Consider the following 24,285-nt stretch of genomic DNA (forward strand, 5'->3'; position numbering starts at 1 on the left):
GTCTAATAAATCACAAACAAAACTATGAGAATCAAATCTATCATTCCGATCGCTGGATTATTTCTAAGTCAAATCTACTTTGCGCAGGAAACTCCGAAAAAGGAAAATGACAAAGAAAAACAAATCGAAGCGGTAACCATTACCAAAACTAAAAAGGCGGTTGAACAAAAAGCAGATAGAACGATTTTTGATTTCTCGGAACAACCAAACCTTAATTCCGGAACTTTGATGGACGGTTTGAAGAAACTTCCAGGTCTGGTTTCTACGGATATTGCCGGAATGATGTACCAAGGAAAAATGCTGGAAGTCTATATGGACGGGCGACCTCTCAATATTTCCAGTAACGAACTAACCGCTTTTCTGGAAGGAATGCCTGCCAATTCTGTAGAAAAAATCGAAATCGTGACTCAGCCTGGCGCAGAATTCCCGGCAACTTCTGGCGGCGCGATTCTCAATATCATCACGAGTAAAAATGCTAAAAGTTATCTTTCTGCAACTTATAGCGGAAGTTATGCCTTCAGCAATTATGACAAGGCCAGACATAAAACCGTCAACAGCCTTAGCCTAAACGCACGAAATAAATATTTTGGATGGCAAGTTAACTTCGGTCAAAACTATCGTGAAAATGCCCAATGGAGTGAGATTTCTGACCTTTCAAAAAATTTCACCGATAAAATAGGGAGAGGTTATTTTGGAAATGCGGCAATGACTTTTGATTTGGGAAAAGACCGATTGATTCTGAATTACGAACTTAATAAAAACAACAATGACAATGCGGTTGCCAGCAGCGGTTTTGGATTGATTAATAATATCATTACGCCTGTTAATTCTGAGGATTTTGGAAAAACATTTACGAATAGGAATGATGCAACGATAACTTATCAAAAGAGGTTTGATGATAAAAATAAAAAGCTCGATTTCCAGCTGAATTACAACAATTACAATACGGATTTTGCGCAGAACAGTTTCATCAATCCGTCCAATAATACGGCGAATGCTTCCAACCAGAATGTTTACAGCTTCAAGGTCGATTTTTCTCAGCCTTTGAAAATTCTAGATGAAGGGAAAATCAATGTCGGCGGTTTGTATGAAAAACTGAATTTTGATACGGACAACAAAGTGATTACCAATCTGGATTACCAAAGACAAACGTCTTCTATGTACGCTGAATTGCAGGCAAAGTTGAAGAAATTTGATTTTATCGTGGGAGCGAGAGCTGAGAATTATGACATCAGCGGCGTTACCAGAATGATGGAAAACAATGCAGTTGTTGCAAAAGATTTGACGCCGTTTAATCAATTCAGAGTTTTCCCGAACGCCAGTGCGCAGTACAACATTATGCAGAATGTTTATTTCAGCTTTAATTATAACAAAAAAATAAGCCTGCCGAATATTTCATTCTTAAATCCGAACAATACGGTTTTCAACAATCAGAATATCAATTATGGCGGAAATCCTTATTTGCAGCCTACAATTTTTGATAATTTTGAAGTTAAGATTTCGGCTTTTGATTATGCTTTCTTTAGTTACAGCATCAGTTACGCGGATAATAATATTGCCCAACAGGTTGGAAGGAAAGACATTTTGGTGACCAATACGAACATCAATATTCCAACGATGCGAATACACAGCTTCAATGCTGGATTACCGGTTCCGTTTATGATTTTCACAAAAAGCTTGAAGGAGATGATGAAGTTTGATTTCAATCCGGACAAAATCAATTTCCTTTATTTATTTACAAGTTATCAAAGACACGAGATTCCTACGCTTGACAACAAAGGATTTTGGGTTTTTGGCGGAATGGCGCAGATTATTTTGCCGAAGGATATAAAATTTACTGCAAATTATCGTCATATTACGAAAGGAAATTATTTCTATTTCGATGCGATAAAGCCATTCAACCAATCAATTGACCTTAATCTTACCAAAAAATTGATGAATGACCGTTTGACAATCACACTTTATGCAGACGACATTTTCAATATGAACAAGAATACTTTCAATTCTGTGCCGCCAAATGATTTCAACCCAGTTCTTTTGACGAATAAAAATGATACGAGAAAGTTCGGAATTTCTTTTAATTATAAGATTCCGACAAAAAATAAATTGGCAAAGGTTGACCCGAACTTAATAAAAAATACCAATACCGATTCTAGTGGTGGATTGCTGAACAGTAATTAATTATTTTTAAATAATAACTTGAAATCTATCTTAATATAAAGTATATCTATCAAAAATAAGGAATTTGTATGTTTGTATTTTATTTTCAAAATGAATACTTACAATGATATAATTTGGCCTCGATATGAGAAGCTTTAAATCAAAACTTTATTTTCTGATAGGTTTCTTTTTTTGTTTTGCTTTTGTATATCCTCAGAACGAAAAGACTTTGGATAGTTTGGAAAACCGCCTGAATATTCTGAGAAATAAGAATCCGGACGAAACGATAAAAATCGGAACGTACATTTTAAAGAATTCTACGTCTGACAAACAGAAATCCAACACATTGGCGCTGATGTCTTTTGCTTATTTCGCTAAAGAAAACACCAAGAAATCCACAGAGTTGCTCTTTCAGGCGAAGGAATATGCCGAGAAAACAAACGACCCGGAAATCATCACGAAAATCTACGGTACAATTGCCCAGATGTACCTCAATATTGATTTTAAGGACAAGGCTGTCTATTACCTTCATCTGACCATTGATGAGATAAAGAAGCTGCCGGAAGGTAATGACAAATACCGACTGAAAGGACTGTCTTACATCGAATTAGGAAAAATCAATATGGACGATAAAAAGTATGGTGCTGCCAATTCGTACTTTAAAAATTCGTTATCAGAGTTCAGCAAGATGAAGATTGATGCGCCTTACTACATCAAGCGTTCTTACTACAATCTGGGAGATTCATTTTATTATCTCAAAAAACTTGATTCCGCGAGTTTCTACATTGAAAAGACTTTGGAAATCAAGGAAAATCCGACTGTGAATGACTACGCTGTTTTCACACTTTCTGACATTTACACCGCTGAGAAAAAACACCAACTGGCTATTGATACTTTAAAATCGATTCTTAAAAACAAGGAATTGAATGATGATATCTTGAAGTCAAAAATATATCTGTCCATCTCAAAGAATTATAAAATGCTGGAAGATTATAAAAACTTTGACCTTTATAATGAAAAGCATCTGGAGATCAACAAAGAAATCGCCAAGCATAATATTGCGACCATCAAAAACGCTGTAAATCTTGAAGAGAAAAAACTGACCAACGAGATCTCATCAGCGAATAAACAAAATACGACACTCATCATTATTCTATTTCTGATTTCCGCAATCAGCATCGTTGTGTTTCTCTATATCGGAAAGAAAAGACAAAAGCAAAAACGACAGTACGAAGCAATCATCAGAGCTCTGGAGAAAAAATCAGACTTAAATAATAATTTTAAAATTGAAGATGCTCCAAAAGGTGCGGAAAGCCAACTGATTCCATCAGAAGTGGAACAGGAGATTCTGGAGAAACTGAATAAATTTGAAAAGTCTGACAGATTCACCAACCAAAAATTAAACATTTCCACTTTAGCAGTACAGTTGAAAACCAATACAACTTATCTGTCTCAAATCATCAACAAATACAAAGGCAAAAATTTTAATACTTACATCAATGAGTTGCGCATCAACTACATTTGCGAGAAAATCCACAACAATCCCGAGTATCTGAATTACAAGATCAGCTACCTGGGAGAGATTTCCGGCTTTGCGACACACAGTGCATTTGCAAAGGTTTTCAAAAGTGTGACAGGTATTTCGCCATCTATTTTCCTCACCGAAAGCGCGAGAAAAAACCAAACCAAATACAATTTAAACAACTGATATTAAATAACTTATAACAAAATTAATTCTATCAAAATCAATGATATTGACAGACACATAGAATGAAATACGTCTTTGTATCCATATTTTTGGTCAAATTATCAATATGAAGAACATTCTACTTTATGCTTTTGTTTGCATCTCCTACTTTGCAAATGCCCAAGGCGGATGCCTTACTGCAGTCAACGGACAGCAACCTTACGGAACCGCTGACATCTATTGCAACAACCAGTTTCAAAATATCACGACCGTTGCAAGAGCTGGGACATTCTCTACGGTACAAGTACATTCTGGCAGAACCTATACTTTTAAAAGTTCCATTGCAACAGATTTCATCACCTTATCTGATGAAGCGGGCACAACTGTAATATCATTTGGAACCAGTGAGTTAGAATACAAACCTACTTCTGATCAGATTATTAGATTCTATGTTCATTCTGATAATCAATGTGGAAGCCAAACGACCTTAAGAAGAAAAACCGCAAAATGCGACCCAGGTCCAGACCCAAATGACCCCACAGAGCCGGTGGAGGCTTGTATCGAATCTCCATTTGGAAGTATGGGGATAGATTATACGCCATTCTGTAGCGGTTTTGAAGAAGTCATCAGTGATTTTGCATATCCAGGAAGCTATAACAACGTTCAGGTGACTGCAGGAATAACTTACACTTTTAAAAGTTCAGAATCCACTGACTTTCTTACAATCGGAAATTATTTAGGAACCAAAGCTATTGCAAAAGGAACCGGACAAGTACAATGGACAGCAGTAGCAGATGGTTATGTACGCATATACATACATTTAGATGAAAATTGTGGCGCTGCCGACTTTGAAACAGAACCAAGAATTGTGACAATAAAATGTGGCGACCCAACTCCACCAACACAAGGATGCTTGGAAGCTCCAAGAGGACAATATCCTGTAAGCGCAGTGATACCAGCTTGTAACACAACTGTTGAAGGTATTGCTCCGGCAGGACAGGCAGGAGAATATTCCTTGATCCAGGTAACTCAAAATACAAACTACACTTTTTCCAGTTCAATCAGTACAGATCTGGTCACCATTGGTAATGAAGAAGGGACACAAATTCTATCTTATGGAACAGGGACTGTGACTTGGAAAGCTGATGCAAATAAAATAGTAAGATTTTATACCCACGCTAATAACAGCTGCTCGCTGGACGCAAACACTAGAGTTAGGACTATAAAATGTGGTGAGCCTTATGTGGCAACAGAACCTAATTTTCCATGCTTCCAAGGTGATGGTTTACATAGCAATAACTATGAACAAGCATATAATATTTCCGAAGGTTCTTCCTCTGTAGCTGACGATTTTGTACTGTCGGGCGACTTTACGATTAAACAATTGAGGATGAACATCATCGCAAGTGACGAAACTCCACGATTCTCAATTAACATTTTAAAAGACCAAAGTAATTCTCCTGGTGCAATCTTGCAGACCATAGAAAATATCATTCCTACAGAACAGCTGATCATCGGTGAAAAAGACGGTCGTTTTGTATATCAGGTTACGATAGACCTTGCACAATCTATTACCTTATCTTCTGGAAAATACTGGTTGCAACCTGTTGCCAAAGACAACTATTTTGGGGCGTTTTGGGAAGTCACTTCTACAGGAACTAATTTTTCAAAGGCGTACCTCAAAGTTCCCGATGAAAATAGCTGGCAAGCTTTAGATTATCAAACGGTATTCTTCATTGCAGGAGAATGTGCGACTTTATCAAATGAAGATATTTCCAAATCTAACTTTTCATTTTCACCAAATCCGGTAAAAGATATTTTAACTTTCTCTTCTTCTGACATAGAAAACATCAGCATTTATAATACTGCAGGTCAATTGATAAAAGAACAAAAACCAAGTAATGGAAAATTGAATGTTTCCTTCTTAAAAAATGGAGTTTATTTGTTTAAAGTTCAATTGAATTCTGGAAAAACAGAAACAATTAAAATCATCAAAGAATAAATTGATCAACAAAATAATTGTAATAAAAAACGCCTCACGAATTGTAAGGCGTTTTTTATTATTCGAAAGATTCACATGCCTTCCAAACCGCATCATTCTGCGGAACTGGCGCTATGATTTCAACTTCTTCTTTAGTCACTGGATGAATGAACTGAAGTTTTCTTGCGTGGAGAGAAATCCCGCCATCCGGATTTGAACGCGGCGCGCCATATTTCAAATCACCTTTGATTGGAACACCTATTTTTGATAATTGCGCTCTGATCTGATGATGACGACCTGTTTCCAAATCAATTTCCAACAATTGATAATTGTCCAAAGTTTTGATGACCGTGTAAGTCAGAATCGATTCTTTCGCACCATCGGTCGGCTTTACAAAAACGGTGGCTTTGTTGGTCTTCTCATTTTTCTGTAGGTAATGAACAAGCCTTTGGGATTTTGGGATCATTTCTTTTGCTGTGATCGCCCAATATGTTTTTTTCACCTCCCGATTTTTCACCATCACTGTCAATCGTGTCAAAGCTTTCGAAGTTTTGGCGTAAATCACCAAGCCTAAAGTTGGTCTGTCAATCCTATGAACCAAACCTAGGAAAACATTACCTGGTTTATCGTCTCTTTTTTTGATGAACTCTTTGATCAATTCCAACAATGACAGGTCACCAGTCTTGTCGCCCTGAACGAGTTGTCCGGCTTTTTTGTTGATGATTATCATATGATTGTCTTCGAAGATGATCTGGTCTTCAGAAAAATGCTGATTCATAACTATAACTTAACCTCTAGAAATTCTTTGTCTGTTGAATACCGAAACAATCACGCCCGTAAAAAGCCCAATCGTCTTGATCCTTGCAAATTGAGAATCGAAAGGTAAGAATGCACCGACAATACACAATCCAGCAGCGATGTACATTAGATAAACAAATTTTTGATTAAGAAAAGTTTGCGCCTGAAAGATGAAACTTAATCCTATCAAAATGTAGAAGAACCTTTGATACAGCAAGTCTGTGATCTCCGGAGAAAATAAATTGAACCAGCCTACCGCGAGGCAGATCAATGCCAGAATAGATAAAACACCTTGTATTGTTTGAGAATTTTTCATTTGTAAATTTTATTTTTAGTTTGCTTAAAAAGCCATTTCGGAATCTCATCCACCAACTCGGCAGAGAGAATATTGTTGTGGTATTTGTCTTTATATTCCCAAAGGAAAACGTTCCCTTTGGATTTTATCTCGTCAAAAAACTTAAAATTGCTTTGAGGAAAATTGTCCGTATCCAAACTTCCGTGCACAATCCAAATTGGCATTTTCGTCAGTTCATCTATTTTATCAAACTGAGAAATCCCTGAAACGTTGATCGCCGCTGCAAACAGATCAGGTCTTTTGGAGATTGCGTTCGAAGTTGTTGCGCCACCCATCGAGAATCCCATAACATAGATTCTTTTCGGGTCGATATTTTCTTTTGTAATTAATGAATCAATGGACTTTAAAACCAGATCCAAATGTTCATTCGACTCCGAAACTTTCACATTTCGGGTTTCATCCAAATGATAATTGGAAGATCGGATCGGAAACTGAGGTGACAAAATATAAGCCTGATATTTCTCCCGATTTTCTGGAGTCAACCACATTTTCGACAAAACACCCATTTGAGAAGTATTGTTCGTCCCGACTGCACCAGAACCGTGGAAGACTAATATCAAAGGATATTTCTTGTCCTGTTCGATTTTCGAAGGTTTCAAAAAACGATAATTTACAGATACTTTTCCATTATCAAATTTCCCAGCTTTGAAATCAGAATAATCAAGATTTTTGATTGCCTTGATTCTTGCTAAAGATCTCAACGAATCTTTTTTGTCGTAGATCTCTGTTCTCGTTCCAAATTTGGTTTGATGACAAACGCACGAAACAATTAAAGATAAGATCACGACAAAAGATAATAATTTAGAGATTTTCCGGATCATTCTTATTTAATTATAATTAAAAACCCTTTCAAAGTTTTGAGGTCTGAAAGGGCATTATCTATTTTTATCTTTATTAATAACTTTCCTTATCGCTCGGGAAGTCAGCACTTTTTACATCTTTCACATATTGCGAAACTGCACCAGTGATCTCGCTATAAAGATCCAAATATCTTCTAAGGAACTTCGGTGAAAACCCTTGATTCATCCCGACCATATCTTGGTAGACCAAAACTTGACCATCACAATCCGGTCCAGCACCAATCCCGATCGTAGGAATCGAAATACTTTCGGAAGCTCTCTTTGCAAGTGCAGCAGGAATCTTTTCTAAAACGATTGCGAAACATCCAAGTTCTTCCAAAAGTTTACAATCAGCAATCAGTTTTTCAGCTTCCGCATCTTCTTTCGCTCGTACTTTATAGGTTCCGAATTGATAAATACTTTGAGGCGTCAAACCAAGATGTCCGCAAACCGGAATTCCCGCATTGATGATTCTTCTGATCGATTCTTCGATTTCTTTTCCACCTTCGATCTTAACAGCGTGAGCGCCACCTTCTTTCATCATTCTTACTGCAGATTCCAAAGCTTTCTCCGGATTGCTTTGATAAGTTCCGAACGGAAGATCTGCTACGACCAAAGCTCTTTCTACACCACGAACTACGCATTGTGTGTGATAGATCATTTGGTCGAGCGTAATAGGCAAAGTTGTTTCAAAACCAGCCATTACGTTCGCTGCAGAATCACCTATCAAAATAGAATCTACGCCGCCAGCATCCACCATTTTCGCTGTTGTGAAATCGTAAGCTGTTAGCATTGTGATCTTTTCCTTATCGAATTTCATTTTTCGCAAGGTCTCGGTAGTGATCTTTTTTATTTCTGAATGTACAGACATAATTATGAATGATAAATTATAAGTGATAATTGATTAAAAAATGAAATGATTGATAATAAATTCAGAACGATGAATTGCAAATCATTGATCGCTCATCGATTATCATTTATATAACAACGTGACCAAGTTTGATCAGTTTGTCGCGATTTAGGATCTTGATGTTTCGTCCTTCCACAGAGATCAGGTCATCTTGTTTGAATTCTGAGATCAGTCGGATCGCACTTTCTGTAGCGGTTCCGATTAGATTGGCGATTTCCTCTCTCGTCAAAGAAATTTTGATGAATCCTTCTGGATCAGTTCCCAGTTTTTGTTCCAACAAAATAAGGATCTCTGCTAATCTTTCTCTCACTGTTTTCTGTGCAAGGAAGGTCACAGTGTTCGCAGATTCGCCTAATTCGTAAGCGATTTTTTGAAGCATTGCGTAGGACAATTTGGAATCGACCTCCAACAAATGCAAGAATACATCGGAAGGTAAAAACTGAACTTTCATAGGTGTCATTGCTTCTGCTTTTGCCTGGAAATTTTCCCCACAAAGCAAAGAGCGGTAACCGATCAAATCATTTTCTTTGCAGAATCTCAAAATTTGATCTTTCCCATAAACACCTGACTTGGATAATTTTGCAGTTCCTTTTTCGATAAAATAGACACCTTTCGGCGACTCGCCATCGTCGAAAACCACATCACCTTTTGAGAATTCCAAAACTTTTAACGCTTTTTCATATACTTCAAAATCTGTAGAATTAAGACTTTCGCGCAAAGAATCTTTATGGAAAGCTTTCGAGAAATTTTCTTCTATAACCAATTGTTGTTCAAGAGACATACCTATGACATTTGTCAGCAAAAATAAGACTTTTTAACGCTACATACCAATATTTTTGCCGTAATTTTGCAATCCAAATATCTGAGTAATTTTTAATGGCAGAACAATGTTTTCACTGCGGGCAAAATATCGATAAGGAACAAATTCTTTTTGATGAAAAATTATTTTGCTGCAACGGTTGCCAATCGGTTTATGAAATTCTGAACGTTCATAATCTTGACAATTTTTACAATATCAACAAGCGTTCTGGGATAAGACCTAGCAACGAAAACAATTCACAATTCGACTATCTCGACACGCCCGAAATCTTCAACAAAGTGATAGATTTCTCCGAAGGCGGCACGACGCTTGTGACCTTCAAAATTCCGGTAATCCACTGTTCTTCTTGTATTTGGCTTTTGGAAAGTCTTCACACCATCAACAAGAAAATCAAATATTCTCAGGTCAATTTCACCAGAAAAACACTTCAGGTTTCCTTCAAAGAAGAGGAATTGAAATTAAGTGAACTGGCAAAATTCCTGACCAATCTTGGATACAAACCCATCATCAACCTCGAAACGGCTGAGAAAAAACACGATAAACTAGACAAAAGTCTTCTTATCAAATTGGCGGTTGCCGGATTTGCTTTCGGAAACGGAATGTTTTTTAGCTTCCCAGAATATGTTTCGGGAGAGGACGTTTGGTTCCATTCTTACAAACATCTGTTCCGGGTTCTTTTGTTTTTGTTTGCTACAGCAGTTGTATTTTATTCAGCTTCAGATTATTACAAATCCGCTTGGTACGGTTTGAAGAATAAGATCATAAACATTGATGTTCCAATTGTGTTGGGAATCTTCGTGCTTTACGGCAGAAGCATCTATGAGGTCGTAACCGATTATGGCCCAGGTTATTTCGATACACTTTGTGGATTATTGTTCTTTATGCTGCTTGGGAAAACCTTTCAGAAAAGAACTTACAACACGCTTTCTTACGACAGAGATTACAAATCTTTCTACCCTATCGCAGTGACCAAAGTCGATTTTGATGGAAAACAGGAAAATATCTTGCTTTCCGAATTGGCTGTTGGCGATAGAATTATGGTCAGAAATCAGGAAATCATTCCTGTAGATTCTATTTTGATAAAAGGCGAAGGTAATATCGACAATAGTTTTATCACAGGAGAATCTGCGCATATTTCCAAAAAACCTGGCGACAAGATTTTTGCCGGTGGAAAACAGTCGGGTTCAATTCTGGAACTTGAAGTTATCAAGAGTGTTGACCAAAGTTACCTGACTCAACTTTGGAATAAGGAAGCCTTCAAAAAATTTGAAACTGGACTTGATACTTTAACGAACACCATTAGTAAATACTTCACATTCATTATTTTAGGCATCACACTTCTTGCTGGAATCTATTGGGCCAGAATTGATATGGAGAAAATGTTCCAGGTGGTTTCTGCGATTTTAATTGTAGCTTGTCCGTGTGCTTTGGCTTTATCGGCACCATTTACTTTTGGTCACATTATGAGGATTTTAGGTCGGAATAATTTCTACGTAAAAGACACTTTGACGATTGAAAGACTGGCGAAAATCGACACTTTGGTTTTTGACAAGACGGGAACCATTACCGAAAGTAAAAAATCGAACATCAATTATTTCGGAACTGAGATTGAAGATTTTGATTTGAAGAATATCAAGTCTTTACTTAAAAACTCAAATCATCCACTTTCTAAATCACTTTACAATTTCATTGAGGTGAATGATGATTATTTTGAAGTCGAAGATTTTGTTGAGATTTCGGGAAAAGGTTATCAGGGGAAAGTTCGTGGTGCGACCTACAAAATTGGTTCAGCGACTTTTACAGGTGAAAAATCCCAAGATTTAGAAACAGCGGTTTACCTTAAAAAAGATGAACATATCATTGGAAAATTCACTTTCAAAAATGAATACCGAAGCAATCTTTCTACACTTTTCAGCCATTTAAAAAATTATAAGATCAATATTCTGAGTGGCGACAATCCTTCAGAAAAATCGATTTTGGAAAAACTCATTCCAAATGTTTCGGAGATGAAATTCAATCAAAATCCGGAAAACAAACTGGACTTCATCAAGGAACTTCAGGACAAAGGACAAAAAGTGGCGATGCTCGGCGACGGATTGAATGACGCCGGCGCTTTAAAACAGAGCAACGTCGGAATTGCGATTTCGGACGACAGCAATTCTTTCACGCCATCATCCGACGTGATCATGAATGGTGAAAAAATCCCAGATCTGGATAAATTCCTAGCACTCGCGAAGGATGCGATTACGATTGTAAAAATCACATTCATAATTAGTTTGTGTTACAATGTTGTGGGTGTCAGCTTTGCGGTTTCCGGACATATGCATCCACTTTTTGCCGCGATTTTTATGCCGTTGAGTTCTGTCACCGTCGTTACATTCACGACACTTTCAACCTGGCTTCGAAGTTCCAAATACTTCAGGATAAACATTTAGAACGCCCTTATTTAGAGCGATTATAAATTATCCATATTTGCACCATTCTGACCAAAGTCAGTAATTTTCACTAAATTTGACGACTGTTTTTACCTTAAATTTGTCGCAGTTATGGAGATTCTCTATTTGATGATTATCTGCAGCGTTTCTTTAGCTGTTATTTTCCTAGTAATTTTTATTATTGGTGCTAAAAAAGGACAGTTTGAAGACGATGAATCGCCTGCCGTCAGAATCTTATTTGATGACGAGGTGAAGACAGAAGAGGAGACAGAAACTCCTGACAAAAATGATAAAGAATAATTGCTATTTGTAGATATGGAAACACAAAAATTTAGTTATGACAACGGTATTGTTCGCGCTTTTCTTATCGCGACGGTCGTTTTCGGTTTATTAGGTTTTTTATTAGGACTGACGGCTGCGTTGTTGCTATTTTACCCTGAATTACCAGAATTTTTCCTGGGAACTGATGACCCGACAATCCAATCGCTAAGAACCGGTGGAATGCAGGGACTTATTGATTCTCAAGGTGCTTTCGGATTTGGGCGTATTAGAATGATGCATACGAGCACCGTAATTTTCGCATTTGTGGGGAACAGCTTCTTTGCAGGATTTTACTATTCTATGCAGAGATTGTTGAAAACCAGAATGTGGAGCGACACTCTATCTTGGGTTCATTTCTGGGGATGGCAGTTGATGTTGGTAACGACACTGATCACTTTCTTAATGGGAATCAACACTTCCAAAGAATACGCAGAGCACGAGTGGCCAATCGATATTTTGATCACGGTTGTTTGGTTGATCTTTGGTTTCAATATGTTTGCTACAGTAGCAACAAGAAGAGTAAGGCATTTGTATGTGGCGATCTGGTTCTACATCGGAACTTGGGTTGCAGTAGCTATGCTTCACATCTTCAATAACTTAGAAGTTCCTTTATCCTTCACAGGATGGAAATCCTATTCTGCTTACGCAGGTGTGAAAGATGCCTTGGTACAATGGTGGTATGGTCACAATGCGGTAGCATTTTTCTTAACGACGCCAGTTCTTGGGATGATGTACTACTTCGTTCCTAAGGCGGCAGACAGACCAGTTTTCTCCTACAAACTATCGATTATTCACTTCTGGTCGTTGATTTTCGTCTATATCTGGGCAGGTCCTCACCACTTACAATATACTTCTCTACCAGCTTGGGCTCAGGCTGTAGGAACAGGTTTCTCTATTATGCTTATCGCACCATCTTGGGGAGGTATGCTAAATGGTCTATTGACTTTGAGAGGAGCTTGGGATAAAGTAAGAGAAAATCCGGTTCTTAAATTCTTTGTCGTAGCTGTAACTTGTTACGGTATGGCTACTTTTGAAGGACCACTTTTGGCAACCAAAACCGTAAACAAAGTAGGTCACTTTACAGACTGGGTAATCGGTCACGTTCACTTAGGTGCACTTGGCTGGAACGGATTTATGGCCTTTGGAGTTATCTATTATTTAGTTCCAATTATGTGGAGAACCAAACTTTGGTCTGTAAAACTAGCTAACTGGCATTTCTGGTTAGGAACATTCGGGATCATTTTCTACGCAGTTCCTTTGTATATCGCTGGATTCACACAAGGTTTGATGTGGAAACAGTTCAACCCAGACGGTACTTTGATGTACAAAAACTGGTTGGATACCGTAACTGCGATCTTGCCATTCTTTAAACTGAGATTCCTAGGTGGATTCCTATATTTTTCTGGAGCAGTACTTATGGTTGTAAACTTAATTGCAACCGCTAGAAAAGGATCTTTCCAAAAAGAAGTTCCGGTAGAAGTTCCTGCATTGGCAAAAATCAACAAAGGAAGAAAAGAAGGCGAAACCTTCCACCTTTGGTTGGAGAGAACGCCATTATACTTATCAATATTATCATTCGTTGCAGTTGCAATTGGTGGATCATTAGAGATCTTGCCGACCATATTCGTAAAAGACAACGTCCCTACAATTTCAGCCGTGAAGCCTTATTCACCATTGGAATTAGAAGGTAGAGATCTTTATATCAGAGAAGGTTGTAACTCTTGCCACTCGCAGATGATCCGCCCTTTCCGAGATGAAGTTGTAAGATTCAATGGTAAAAACGGACAGTATTCCAAAGCTGGTGAATATATCTATGACAGGCCATTCCTTTGGGGATCTAAAAGAACAGGTCCGGATTTACAGAGAGAAGGTGGCGCAAGACCAGATTCTTGGCACTTCAAACATATGTACAATCCAAGATCGACCTCTGCAGGTTCCATCATGCCAAGATTCCCTTGGTTGATAGAAAATACACTCGACAGAAGCAAGACGAAAGCTAAATTGGAATTGATGAAGAACACTTACGATGTTCCATATACAAAAGCTCAAATCGACTCTATGGATACTTGGATGAACAATCAAGCGAGTGTCATCGTTAAAAATGTATTCTCTGAAGCAGCTGACGTGAAAACATCATTTGCAGAAGCGAAAGCGAACAAAGCGAAAGATGGCGAGCAATTTGTTCCACTTGAAAAAAGAGAGATCGTTGCCTTGATCGCATACTTGCAGAGATTAGGAACTGATATCAAAACGACAGAAGTAAAAACAGCTAGTAATTAAATTTAAAATAAAATGATTCCGCAAAGTTTTAAAGACATCGTCTCCAATGTGGAAAATGCAGGTTTGTTTCAGACCATTGCAATGCTCATCTTTATTTTGTTCTTCGTGGTAATGGTTTATGTTGTGATCAACAGACCAAAAAAATATTACAAAGAAGAAGAAAATGCACCTTTGGAAAAAGATGATGAGGACGATAGATTTACTTTGTAATTAAAAAAGATAATTAATCATGAAAAGAAGAACACCTGCTTATATTAATATTCCGATCGTTTTAGGATTACTAATTATAGTTTTTTACATGTTTACCCAAACATCAGATTTCCTGTCCACAAAGTTTTTCCTTGGAACAGCGTTGATCAGTATTGTGGTGGTATTCATCCAAGGTGCAATTGGGGACCTGATAGAAAATGAAAAATTCAAAAAGCTAACAGATACTGAGAAAGCAACATATCTTGCGGAGAAAAAAGTTCCTTATTTCCAATATCTTTGGAATGGTGCTTTCAAAAGCCAATCAGAAAAAGAAGAGAAAGATATCCTTATCGATCACGGATTTGATGGCATTATGGAACTTGACAATCAGCTTCCTAAATGGTGGTTAGGTCTTTTCTATTTTGGTGTAGCTTACTGTATCCTTTATGTTTCATCTTATTTCTTGACAGATTTTGCTCATCCTTACAAAGAATATGAGCAGGAATACAGAGAGCAGACTGCTGCTATCAACGAATATATGGCAACTGTAACTCAGCCAACTATCGAAACTGCAGTATTCTCTGAGGATAATGTAGAAGCTGGAAAAGCTGTTTTCGAAACCAACTGTGTGTCTTGTCACGGAGAAGGTGGAAAAGGTGGTATTGGACCTAACTTGACAGATAATTTCTGGATCAACCAACCAGAGAAAACATTATTCAAAAATGTGTTCTATATGGTTGAGAATGGAAGTACAAATAACCCTACAATGCAGGCTTGGGGTAAGAATGGTGTAGTATCTGGATTTGAGATCCAGCAAGTGGCAGCATATGTTTACCACATCAACCAAGAGCAGGCTCCTATTACACCTGCACAAGGTGGCGCAGCTCCACAAGGAACTGAGGCCAACTGGGAAAAAGCTAAATAATATCATACAAAAGAGATTGTCAAAGAATATCATCCGCTTCGGAATGGTATTTGAAAATGAATAGTACACTGTTCATTCTCAGGACAATCTCTTTTTTTTATCTAAATATTATGAGTACTACAGAAAAAAAATACAACGAGGCGGAAAGCTGGGTCGTAGAAGCTGAAACATTCAGAGACTCTGTAGGGACAATGGATAATACCGGTAAAAGAAAATGGGTATTTCCACGAAAACCTAAAGGAAAATTTACCAATTACAGAGTTCTGGTAAGTATCTTACTATTAGCAATTTACTTTGCTGTTCCATTTTTGAAGATCAATGGAAATCCAGTTCTATTATTCAACATCATAGAACGTCAATTCTTTATTCTTGGGCAACCATTTTATCCTCAGGACTTCTTTATCCTGGCATTGGGCGCTATTGTTTCATTAATATTTATCATCATCTTTACCGTGGTTTTCGGAAGGATATTTTGTGGATGGATTTGTCCTCAAACTATCTTTTTAGAAATGATATTCCGTAAAATAGAATATGCGATAGAAGGTGACCGAAACAAACAAATGAGACTCGACAACCAGGAATGGAATACAGAGAAGATCTGGAAGCGTTCTTTGAAGTGGTTTATTTTTCTTCTGATTTCCGTTATCATTACCCACATTATGTTTATGTACATCGTCGGATATGAGGAAGTTCTAAAAATAATGCAACAAGGTCCTTTTGAAAAACCAACCAATTTCTTGGTAATGATTCTTTTCACGGCGGCATTCTATTTTGTGTTTGCTTGGTTCAGAGAGCAGGTTTGTACAATGGTTTGTCCATACGGAAGACTTCAAGGTGTTTTGATCGATAAAGAGACCATCAACGTTTTTTACGATTATAAAAGAGGAGAAAACCGCGCTAAATGGAAAAAAGGCGAAGACAGAAGAGCTGAAGGAAAGGGCGACTGTATCGACTGTAAACAGTGCGTTGTCGTTTGTCCAACTGGAATCGATATCCGTGATGGTCTACAAATGGAATGCGTGAACTGTACCGCTTGTATCGATGCTTGTGATGAAGTGATGGTAAAAGTTGGCCTTCCACCTGGATTGATCCGTTACGCCTCCGAAAAAGAAATCGAGGCACAACAGAACTTCAAATTCTCTGGAAAAATGAAAGCTTACAGCGTTGTATTGCTGGTTCTGATTGGTTTCTTAGGTGGATTGCTCTACAACAGAGGCGAGATGGAAGCGAAATTCCTGAAACCTCCTGGATCCACTTTCTTCGTGAGAGACGGAAAAATTACGAACACTTACAATTATACGTTCCTTAATAAATCCAACGAGAACAGAACAGTTATCATCAAGATCATTGAACCGAAAAATGGTGAGATCTCATCTGGAACTTCTAACAGGATCATTATGAAAAGAGATGCGATGATCAAAGGAACCATCAATGTGAGTTTCCCGGAAAGTCAGATCAAACTGTCAAAACAAAATCTGGAACTGGGCGTTTATGATATGAATGGAGAACTGTTGGATTCTTACAGCACTTATTTTGAAGGGCCGTTCAAATTTCAATTTTAATTAATAAAAAATGAAAAATCTAAATTGGGGACACGGATTGGCCATTGCACTTGGTTGTTTCATCCTTTTCATCCTCTTTCTGATATTTATATTTCCGATGGGAAAACAGAATGCGGAAATGATTTCCAATAATTACTACGAAGAAGAACTTCAGTATCAGGATATCATCGATGCGAAAAATAATGCAGCAAAACTCGAGCAGACACCGACATACAAATCTACCGCAGAAGGCATATTGATTACATTTCCTCAAACGATAAAAGTGGATGAGAACACTGTCAACTTCGTTTTGTTCAGAACCGAAGATTCCAATCTGGATGTAAAAAAAGAAGTGACCTTGCAACACAATCTTTTCTTGATTCCTGCCAAAGTCATCTCGAAAGGTTCTTACACTTTAAAGCTAAAATGGACAGAAAATAAGAAACCTTATCAGGTGGATTATGACATCTTATGGAAGTAGCACTCATCATATCGGCCATTGGTTTGGGATTCGCATCCGGATTCCATTGCATCGGTATGTGCGGACCAATTGCACTTTCAATGGGATTGACGAAGAACCAGAAGGCCAACTTCTATCTTCAAAATCTCACCTATCAATTTGGAAGGATTCTCACCTACTCTATTCTTGGCGGAATCCTGGGCATCATCGGTCAAAGTTTTGAGTTGGCTGGATTTCAAAAATATCTAACTGTTTTGGTCGGAGTTTTATTGATTGTAATGGCGATTTTCTCATTCGGAGGAAAAGACTTCGCCGCCAAAATCCCATTTGTTTCAAGAGCTTTACTGAATGTCAAAATGAAACTTGGGAAAATCCTACAGCGTCCCGATTACAAATCACGTTTCGCAACAGGAATCCTGAATGGACTTCTACCTTGCGGAATGGTCTATATGGCTTTGACGGCTTCTCTCGCAGCCGGCGGAATCTGGCAAAGTTCGCTCTTTATGTTCCTTTTTGGATTGGGCACTTTTCCGTTTATGTTTGCCGTTGTTTACTTGGGGAATTTCATCACCACAGCTTTCCGAGTAAGAATATTGAAAGTCATTCCAGTGATGATGATAATCCTGGGTGGATTGTTTGTTTTAAGAGGCTTGGAACTAGGAATTCCGTACGTTTCCCCACATTCCGAATCTTTGCACGTCAATCACTCTACAGATGGTTTTCATACGGACCATACAAATTGTCATTAATTAAATTTTACTGTAAGATTTAAATAGTCATAAATCACAATTGTTCAGCAAATATTTGTTTCCTTATTGGGAAACACCTACCTTTGAGAAAAACAAATGAATGAAACCAAAATTCGATATCGAGTTGTTACCTGAGGCTGTGCAGTTTTTAGATGATTTGGATGAAAAAGCACGAGAAAAAATTTATTATAATTTGAGAAAAGCACAAATAGTCACAGACAATCCTTTTGGGACAAATTAAATGGAAAGGATACGTTGGTCGTAGCAACGCACGGAATTTTGAAAAAGACTCAAAAGACACCAGCGAAAGAAATCAAAAAAGCAGAAGAAATAAGAAAGCAATACTTAAAATACAAATAGTTATGTCGGACAAAAAATATAAAACAGTTTCTTTAGATAGCTTGATAGATAAGCACATTGGAACTAAGGGAACAGAGAAACGCGAAGTATTCGAAAATGAATTAAAAATAGATTTATTAGGACAAGCCATCAAACAAGCAAGACAAGAGCGTAATCTGACACAAGAGCAACTGGGGAATTTGGTTGGCGTTCAGAAAGCTCAAATTTCAAAAATTGAAAACAGCGTCAAAAATGCGAGGTTTGAAACCATTTTAAAAGTATTTGATGCACTAGGAGCAAAAGTTAATTTCAATGTAGAATTGAATGACAAGAAATTAGCTTATTAAATCTAAACATAAAAAAAATCGGCCATTCGACCGATTTTAATTTTTTAGAAAGTGACTTCCGAAGTTTCTTTTCCTTTCTGGAAATTGAGTGTCTTCAAAGCACCTTTATAAGTGATATTCACAATGTTGACCTGTTTCGGAAATTGTCCAATCAAAATACTGTTCTTGATTTTCAAACTTGAAATATCAGAAACGCCACTCGCTTCATAGTAAACCCAAACAGATTCGCCGTTGACCTGACTTCCTGTGAAAGTCAATTGTTTCGCAGTACCGTTGATGGCAACATCCACATTATTGTTCACATACTTTTTCACTTCAGCTTCAAATCCTGCTGTTGCCGGGTCAATTTTCACGGCTTGAGAGATGTGACCAGTGTTTAGCTTCGTTGTGAACTTCAAAGTTTTGGTTCCGTCGATGTAATCCACTTTGGTCATTGATGAAAAGAAATCCAATGCTGTAAAGCTAAAAAGCCCAACCAGCAAGATTCCTAGAGACAATATGAGTATTGATTTTTTCATTTTATTGTAATATTTAATAACTTTTACTATTGATTATGGTCAAATTATATGCCACGTCCTAGAAATTCACACTTACTGAGTATTTGTCATAGAACGCTTTGATATGCGCCACCGCATCTTCCGCAGTATCTACAACTCGGAAAAGCTCGAGGTCTTTCTCGGCAATCAAACCTTCTTTCAACAATGTGCCTTTGAACCAATCCAGCAATCCGCTCCAGAACTCACTTCCAACCAAAACGATTGGGAACTTCCCTATTTTATTGGTCTGAATTAAGGTCAAAGCTTCCGACAATTCGTCCAAGGTTCCAAATCCGCCAGGCATCACCACGAAACCTTGGGAATATTTGACAAACATTACTTTCCTAACGAAAAAATAATCAAAATTGATATTATAACCTTTGTCAACGTACGGATTAAAGTGTTGCTCAAAAGGTAATTCGATATTCAAACCTATGGATTTTCCGTGTCCGTTCGCACCTCTGTTTCCGGCTTCCATTATTCCAGGTCCTCCTCCAGTGATGACACCAAAACCGATTTCCGTGATTTTCTTCGCAATGTCAACCGCCATTTTGTAGTAGTAATTATCTTCCTTCAATCTAGCAGAACCGAAGATGGAAACACAAGGTCCAATTCTAGCCATTTTCTCGTATCCGTCCACAAATTCGGACATCACGCGGAAAACCATCCAGCTGTCCTTAGTAATGGTCTCGTCCCAGGTTTTCTGACGCAGACTTTCCTGCAATCTTTTGTCGTCGTCCTGTTCTATCATCTGAAAATTCTTTCTGCTTCTACAATAGATTCTGGTCTTCCAACATCGACTAAGTTTGAAGTGTGCTGATAACCAACAATGATATCTTCTTTCATCAATTCCATATATTCATCCATAATGGAGAATTTTCCGGTTCTTGTGAATTTATCAAAAATCTCAGAATTCACGCAATGAACGCCGCTGAAAGCCAATTCTCTCAATTTGAAAATCCCGCCAACGACTGTCTTTTTATTGGTTTGAAGATTTCTCCAACCTTTCAAAAACATTTTATCATTGAACATCAGTTTTCTGGAACTGTCTCTGTCAGAAACGGCCAAAGTAATCATTGCACCTTTGGTCTCGTGTAATCTGATGAAGTTGCTGATATTGAGGTCTGTTAGGATATCGACATTCATTATCAAAAATGACTTCTCATTCTCAAGGAATCTCTTTGCGAAAAGTAATCCGCCACCAGTTTCCAAAAGTTCTTCGTGCTCGTTTGAGATTTCGATGTTCGCGCCGAAGTTGTCATTCTCAGCCAGGAAAGCCAGAATCTGTCCTCCGAAATGGTGAATATTGATGACAAAATCATTGATTCCGAAACCTTGAAGGTATTTGATATTTCTTTCTAGAAGTGGAACGCCGTTGACTTTTGCCAAAGCTTTCGGATGTTCGTCAGTGAAAGGTTTCAGTCGAGTTCCCTTTCCTGCAGCAAATATTAATGCTTTCATATTTTATAAATGATAAATAATAATTTGATAAATGATTGAATAATTGGAGATAAAAAATCAAATATCAATTATCGCTTATCGATGATAAATTAAGGTGTAATTGTTCGTCGTGATGAACTGAAACTTCCGCCTCAGGATATTTTTCTTTAATAAATTGAGCCGTTTTGATTGCTGAATAAACCGAGCGATGTTGTCCGCCTGTGCAACCAAAATTGATTTGAAGATGTTCAAAATTTCGGCTTAAATAATTGTCAATGCTGATTGATATTAATGATTGAATGGAATTTAAGAAATTTGGCATTTCAGTTTTAGTTTCCAAAAACTCCTGAACACCACTGTCATTTCCTGTTTGTATTTTGTACTCTTCTATTCTTCCAGGATTCAAAATTCCTCGGCAATCGAAGACGAAACCACCGCCGTTTTCGGTGTTATCTTTTGGGATGCCGCCTTTTTTATAAGAAAAACTATGAATCTCTATATGGAGTTTGTTCTGCATTAAATCTAATTTTTCCGTAAAGTTACTTTTTTTAATTTTCTTTCAAAAATCTGAGTATTATGAATTTAAAATTTAATTTTGCATATTAATTGATGTGAGGACGGAAAAATCAAACTAATTTCTTACTTTTAAAAATAAATCACAATTAAAATGAAATTCATAAAATACTGTCTATTAATAAGTTTATTGATTTTCACAGTCAGCTGCAAAAAAACAAAAGTGGACGGCAGCAACAGAATGAGCTTTCAGGAAAGTATCAACGATATGGCTTCCAGCTTACCGACTTTGAAACAGGTGAAATTCAATGAAGCACTTTATATCCTAAAAACTTTTGGTGTAGAAGCTGACGGCGACATTGCTGAGATTACTGCACTTGGAAAACTTCTAAATGGTAAAAAAACAGAAGACATCTTCAAAATGGCCGATGAAGTGGCTCAAAAAAATAATATCACCTGGAGCAGTACAGCGCCACCAAGTCTTGGAGAAATGAATATCTTCGGCAATGTCACCGCATCAGAAAAAGACCCTAATGACATCGACGCAGCTGCTTTGAACGTCGTGGTAAGAAATATCGCCGGCGACAGTTTGACAGGTTCAAAAGGCTTAATCATCATTCCTCAACTTCTTGACAACAACGGTAGAAAAGTGGAATTTGAAGGCGCAGCATTGGAGACCATTATGGAAATTTCCAGCGGCGGAACTAAAATCTCAAAGTCTAAAAACCTAATGCAAGACCCAGCTTTCCGAGGTTTCACCATCAAGTATTCATCACTTCCGAGAGAAAAAATCTTCGAAGATAAAATCGATATCAAACTATCTGTAAAAACAACCAAGAAGCTTTTGCAGATGATAAAAATGGGTGTTCCAGTCAATGGTCAAGCACTTTACACACCGCCAGCTCCGGTTGTCTCAGATTCGATTCAGGCGCCGCCACCACAAATTGACCCTCAAACTGGAGAAACTGTGGTTCCACCGCCAGCGCCTGTGAAAAATACAGCTGACCCAAAAGCCACAGTGACCAAATTTTTGAATAACCTTTCTACTCAGAACTTCAAAGCGGCCTTTGATGCTGCGGATAATCCAAATTGGGGTTCTTACGACAAATTCTCAAATCCAAATTCCGGTTTCGGTTCTGTGAAGAATATCAATGTGAAAAATATTGCAGTTCCATATAACAAAGACAATTCAGCCAATGTAAACGTCACCTACGACGTGACAGACAAAAATGGAAAAGTTTCTTCCCTGAATGTCACTTACGGTTTGAAAGCGGTCAACAACACCTGGAAAATCACAACCTACAAAATCAACAATTAAAAATAAATAATGGCGTCAGCAGAACTCATCCACAAACTAGAACAAACCATAGAAAACATCCCAGATTTTCCAATTCCGGGAATCCAATTCAAAGATATCTGTCCCATTTTCCTTCAGCCAAAACTATATGAAGAAGTGATTGCAGACCTTGCAGAGTTCAGCCGTGGAAAAATTGACGTCGTTTGCGGAATCGAAAGCCGCGGCTACCTTTTCGGAATTGCAATCGCTGTCGCTTTGGATGTTCCTTTTGTACTCATCAGAAAAGCAGGAAAATTGCCGCCGCCATTCATCAGTGAAAAATATGACCTCGAATATGGCTCAGCAGAAATCGAGATGAAAACGGGACATCTTAAAGAAGGTCAACGCGTTTTGATTCACGACGACCTTTTGGCAACAGGCGGAACGACGGAAGCTGCTGCGAAATTAGTTGCAAAACAAGGTGCAATCCCAACACAATTCAGTTTTTTGATTGATTTAAAAGAATTGAACGGCGAAGAAAGATTATCAAAATTTGGGGCAGAAGTCTATTCTATCCTCAATTATTAAAGAATTTTCGTACTAAAAAAAGAATTTTTGCAAATCAAAACTAAAACATTAAATTTGCACTTCATTTACTAAAAAATTATGGCAGATCTACATAACAAAAAAAACGAACAAGAAGGAAAAGAAACTGTAGAATTCTTTAGAGACCTTGATAAAGAAGCACTTAACATCGAAGGCTTTTTAGAAAAAAATGCCAAAGTGTTGAGCATTGGTTTCGGTATTTTGATCGTTGCAGTTTTAGGCTGGTTCGGTTATCAGCAGTTCATTCTTGGTCCTAAAAACGAAGAAGCTACTAAAAGCTACCTCTCTGCTCAGAAGAATTTGGCAGAAGGAAAAGAAGACCTTGCTCTTGGTGGAAAATCTGTTGCAAACCCAGGATTCTTGGGAACGTTTGACCAATACGGAAGTACAAAAGCTGGTAAATTGGCAGCTTACAACGCTGGATTGATCGAGTTCAAAAAAGGAAACTATCAGAAAGCTTACGATCTATTGGACAAATTCAGCTCTGGAAACAAAGTTTTGGTGGCGCTTAAATATGGTGCAATGGCAGACTGTCTTTCTAACCTGAACAAAAGCGACGATGCGCTGGCAATGGCAGACAAAGCTTCTTCTGCTTCAGACGACGCTTACACCTCTTACTATTTCACAAAGAAAGCAGGAATGTTGGCTTTGGCACTTAAGAAAAATGCAGATGCTAAAAAATATTTCGCAGCGATCGACGAGAAATATCAGGATTATGACAACGGTCAATCCGATGCATTTATCGAAATGACAAAATATTATTAAAATATAAAAAAAT

The 24,285-nt window shown here is 37.7% G+C and carries 24 protein-coding genes and 1 pseudogene; 16 read left to right on the top strand and 9 right to left on the bottom strand.

Annotation, left to right across the window (positions count from 1 at the left end):
* The first annotated feature begins 24 nt into the window (after positions 1 to 24).
* The 3 genes from PQ459_01065 (at position 25) to PQ459_01075 (ending at position 5,849) form a co-directional block, all read left to right on the top strand.
* The gene (locus tag PQ459_01065; GenBank protein WDF47086.1) at positions 25 to 2,181 is read left to right on the top strand and encodes an outer membrane beta-barrel family protein; all 2,157 of its coding nucleotides are present in this window, start codon (positions 25 to 27) and stop codon (positions 2,179 to 2,181) included.
* Between the two features lie 124 nt (positions 2,182 to 2,305).
* On the top strand, positions 2,306 to 3,868 hold the full coding sequence (locus PQ459_01070; GenBank protein ID WDF47087.1) for an AraC family transcriptional regulator: 1,563 nt from the start codon (positions 2,306 to 2,308) through the stop codon (positions 3,866 to 3,868).
* 106 nt (positions 3,869 to 3,974) lie between these two features.
* Entirely contained in the window at positions 3,975 to 5,849 is a 1,875-nt protein-coding gene (locus tag PQ459_01075) for a T9SS type A sorting domain-containing protein (GenBank protein ID WDF47088.1), read from the top strand.
* A gap of 58 nt (positions 5,850 to 5,907) precedes the next feature.
* Here the strand turns inward: PQ459_01075 and PQ459_01080 are convergent, their stop codons facing one another.
* The 5 genes from PQ459_01080 to PQ459_01100 form a co-directional block, all read right to left on the bottom strand.
* Complete coding sequence (locus tag PQ459_01080) at positions 5,908 to 6,606, bottom strand: RNA pseudouridine synthase (GenBank protein WDF47089.1); 699 nt, start codon at positions 6,604 to 6,606, stop codon at positions 5,908 to 5,910.
* A gap of 9 nt (positions 6,607 to 6,615) precedes the next feature.
* Positions 6,616 to 6,942 carry a hypothetical protein gene (locus tag PQ459_01085; protein ID WDF47090.1) on the bottom strand — a complete coding sequence of 109 codons (327 nt, stop codon included), beginning with the start codon at positions 6,940 to 6,942 and terminating at the stop codon, positions 6,616 to 6,618.
* Entirely contained in the window at positions 6,939 to 7,802 is an 864-nt protein-coding gene (locus tag PQ459_01090) for an alpha/beta fold hydrolase (GenBank protein WDF47091.1), read from the bottom strand. The genes PQ459_01085 and PQ459_01090 overlap by 4 nt, the downstream gene beginning before the upstream one ends.
* 73 nt (positions 7,803 to 7,875) lie before the next feature.
* Positions 7,876 to 8,691, bottom strand: a complete 816-nt coding sequence (gene panB / locus PQ459_01095) for a 3-methyl-2-oxobutanoate hydroxymethyltransferase (protein WDF47092.1) — start codon at positions 8,689 to 8,691, stop codon at positions 7,876 to 7,878.
* 106 nt (positions 8,692 to 8,797) lie between these two features.
* Positions 8,798 to 9,511 (bottom strand): Crp/Fnr family transcriptional regulator, encoded by a 714-nt coding sequence (locus PQ459_01100; protein ID WDF47093.1) that lies wholly within the window; start codon positions 9,509 to 9,511, stop codon positions 8,798 to 8,800.
* Positions 9,512 to 9,606: 95 nt separating this feature from the next.
* Between PQ459_01100 and PQ459_01105 the strand changes: the two genes are divergently transcribed.
* From PQ459_01105 to PQ459_01150, 10 genes and pseudogenes are all read left to right on the top strand, one after another.
* The gene (locus PQ459_01105; protein WDF47094.1) at positions 9,607 to 11,985 is read left to right on the top strand and encodes a heavy metal translocating P-type ATPase metal-binding domain-containing protein; all 2,379 of its coding nucleotides are present in this window, start codon (positions 9,607 to 9,609) and stop codon (positions 11,983 to 11,985) included.
* A 111-nt stretch (positions 11,986 to 12,096) separates the two neighbouring features.
* Positions 12,097 to 12,285, top strand: a complete 189-nt coding sequence (ccoS, locus tag PQ459_01110) for a cbb3-type cytochrome oxidase assembly protein CcoS (protein WDF47095.1) — start codon at positions 12,097 to 12,099, stop codon at positions 12,283 to 12,285.
* Between the two features lie 15 nt (positions 12,286 to 12,300).
* Complete coding sequence (ccoN, locus tag PQ459_01115; protein WDF47096.1) at positions 12,301 to 14,586, top strand: cytochrome-c oxidase, cbb3-type subunit I; 2,286 nt, start codon at positions 12,301 to 12,303, stop codon at positions 14,584 to 14,586.
* 12 nt (positions 14,587 to 14,598) lie between these two features.
* Positions 14,599 to 14,796, top strand: coding sequence for a CcoQ/FixQ family Cbb3-type cytochrome c oxidase assembly chaperone (locus tag PQ459_01120; GenBank protein ID WDF47097.1), 198 nt, complete (start codon positions 14,599 to 14,601; stop codon positions 14,794 to 14,796).
* 19 nt (positions 14,797 to 14,815) lie between these two features.
* On the top strand, positions 14,816 to 15,700 hold the full coding sequence (locus PQ459_01125) for a c-type cytochrome (GenBank protein ID WDF47098.1): 885 nt from the start codon (positions 14,816 to 14,818) through the stop codon (positions 15,698 to 15,700).
* Between the two features lie 110 nt (positions 15,701 to 15,810).
* Positions 15,811 to 17,262 (top strand): cytochrome c oxidase accessory protein CcoG, encoded by a 1,452-nt coding sequence (gene ccoG / locus PQ459_01130; GenBank protein WDF47099.1) that lies wholly within the window; start codon positions 15,811 to 15,813, stop codon positions 17,260 to 17,262.
* 10 nt (positions 17,263 to 17,272) lie between these two features.
* Complete coding sequence (locus PQ459_01135; GenBank protein ID WDF47100.1) at positions 17,273 to 17,722, top strand: FixH family protein; 450 nt, start codon at positions 17,273 to 17,275, stop codon at positions 17,720 to 17,722.
* Positions 17,713 to 18,450: a sulfite exporter TauE/SafE family protein gene (locus tag PQ459_01140; protein ID WDF47101.1), complete on the top strand. Its 738-nt coding sequence runs from the start codon at positions 17,713 to 17,715 to the stop codon at positions 18,448 to 18,450. Before PQ459_01135 ends, PQ459_01140 begins: the two co-directional genes overlap by 10 nt.
* Before the next feature lie 100 nt (positions 18,451 to 18,550).
* Positions 18,551 to 18,810: pseudogene (locus PQ459_01145) on the top strand (type II toxin-antitoxin system RelE/ParE family toxin).
* 2 nt (positions 18,811 to 18,812) lie between these two features.
* Positions 18,813 to 19,136 (top strand): helix-turn-helix domain-containing protein, encoded by a 324-nt coding sequence (locus PQ459_01150; protein ID WDF47102.1) that lies wholly within the window; start codon positions 18,813 to 18,815, stop codon positions 19,134 to 19,136.
* A 44-nt stretch (positions 19,137 to 19,180) separates the two neighbouring features.
* Here PQ459_01150 and PQ459_01155 read toward each other — a convergent pair whose 3' ends face one another.
* From PQ459_01155 to PQ459_01170, 4 genes are all read right to left on the bottom strand, one after another.
* Complete coding sequence (locus tag PQ459_01155; protein WDF47103.1) at positions 19,181 to 19,654, bottom strand: M penetrans family 1 protein; 474 nt, start codon at positions 19,652 to 19,654, stop codon at positions 19,181 to 19,183.
* A gap of 58 nt (positions 19,655 to 19,712) precedes the next feature.
* A complete protein-coding gene (locus PQ459_01160; protein WDF47104.1) occupies positions 19,713 to 20,423 on the bottom strand; it encodes a TIGR00730 family Rossman fold protein in 711 nt (236 codons plus the stop codon).
* Positions 20,420 to 21,133: a sugar phosphate nucleotidyltransferase gene (locus tag PQ459_01165; GenBank protein ID WDF47105.1), complete on the bottom strand. Its 714-nt coding sequence runs from the start codon at positions 21,131 to 21,133 to the stop codon at positions 20,420 to 20,422. The genes PQ459_01160 and PQ459_01165 overlap by 4 nt, the downstream gene beginning before the upstream one ends.
* 64 nt (positions 21,134 to 21,197) lie before the next feature.
* Positions 21,198 to 21,629, bottom strand: a complete 432-nt coding sequence (locus PQ459_01170) for an RNase adapter RapZ (GenBank protein WDF47106.1) — start codon at positions 21,627 to 21,629, stop codon at positions 21,198 to 21,200.
* A gap of 150 nt (positions 21,630 to 21,779) precedes the next feature.
* On the opposite strand from PQ459_01170, the gene PQ459_01175 reads away from it, so the two are divergent.
* From PQ459_01175 to PQ459_01185, 3 genes are all read left to right on the top strand, one after another.
* The gene (locus PQ459_01175; GenBank protein WDF47107.1) at positions 21,780 to 22,943 is read left to right on the top strand and encodes an NTF2-like N-terminal transpeptidase domain-containing protein; all 1,164 of its coding nucleotides are present in this window, start codon (positions 21,780 to 21,782) and stop codon (positions 22,941 to 22,943) included.
* A 9-nt stretch (positions 22,944 to 22,952) separates the two neighbouring features.
* Positions 22,953 to 23,489, top strand: coding sequence for an adenine phosphoribosyltransferase (locus PQ459_01180; GenBank protein ID WDF47108.1), 537 nt, complete (start codon positions 22,953 to 22,955; stop codon positions 23,487 to 23,489).
* A 78-nt stretch (positions 23,490 to 23,567) separates the two neighbouring features.
* Entirely contained in the window at positions 23,568 to 24,272 is a 705-nt protein-coding gene (locus PQ459_01185) for a tetratricopeptide repeat protein (protein ID WDF47109.1), read from the top strand.
* The last annotated feature ends 13 nt before the right edge of the window (positions 24,273 to 24,285 follow it).

The sequence above is a fragment of the Chryseobacterium sp. KACC 21268 genome (assembly GCA_028736075.1).
GTDB lineage: Bacteria > Bacteroidota > Bacteroidia > Flavobacteriales > Weeksellaceae > Epilithonimonas.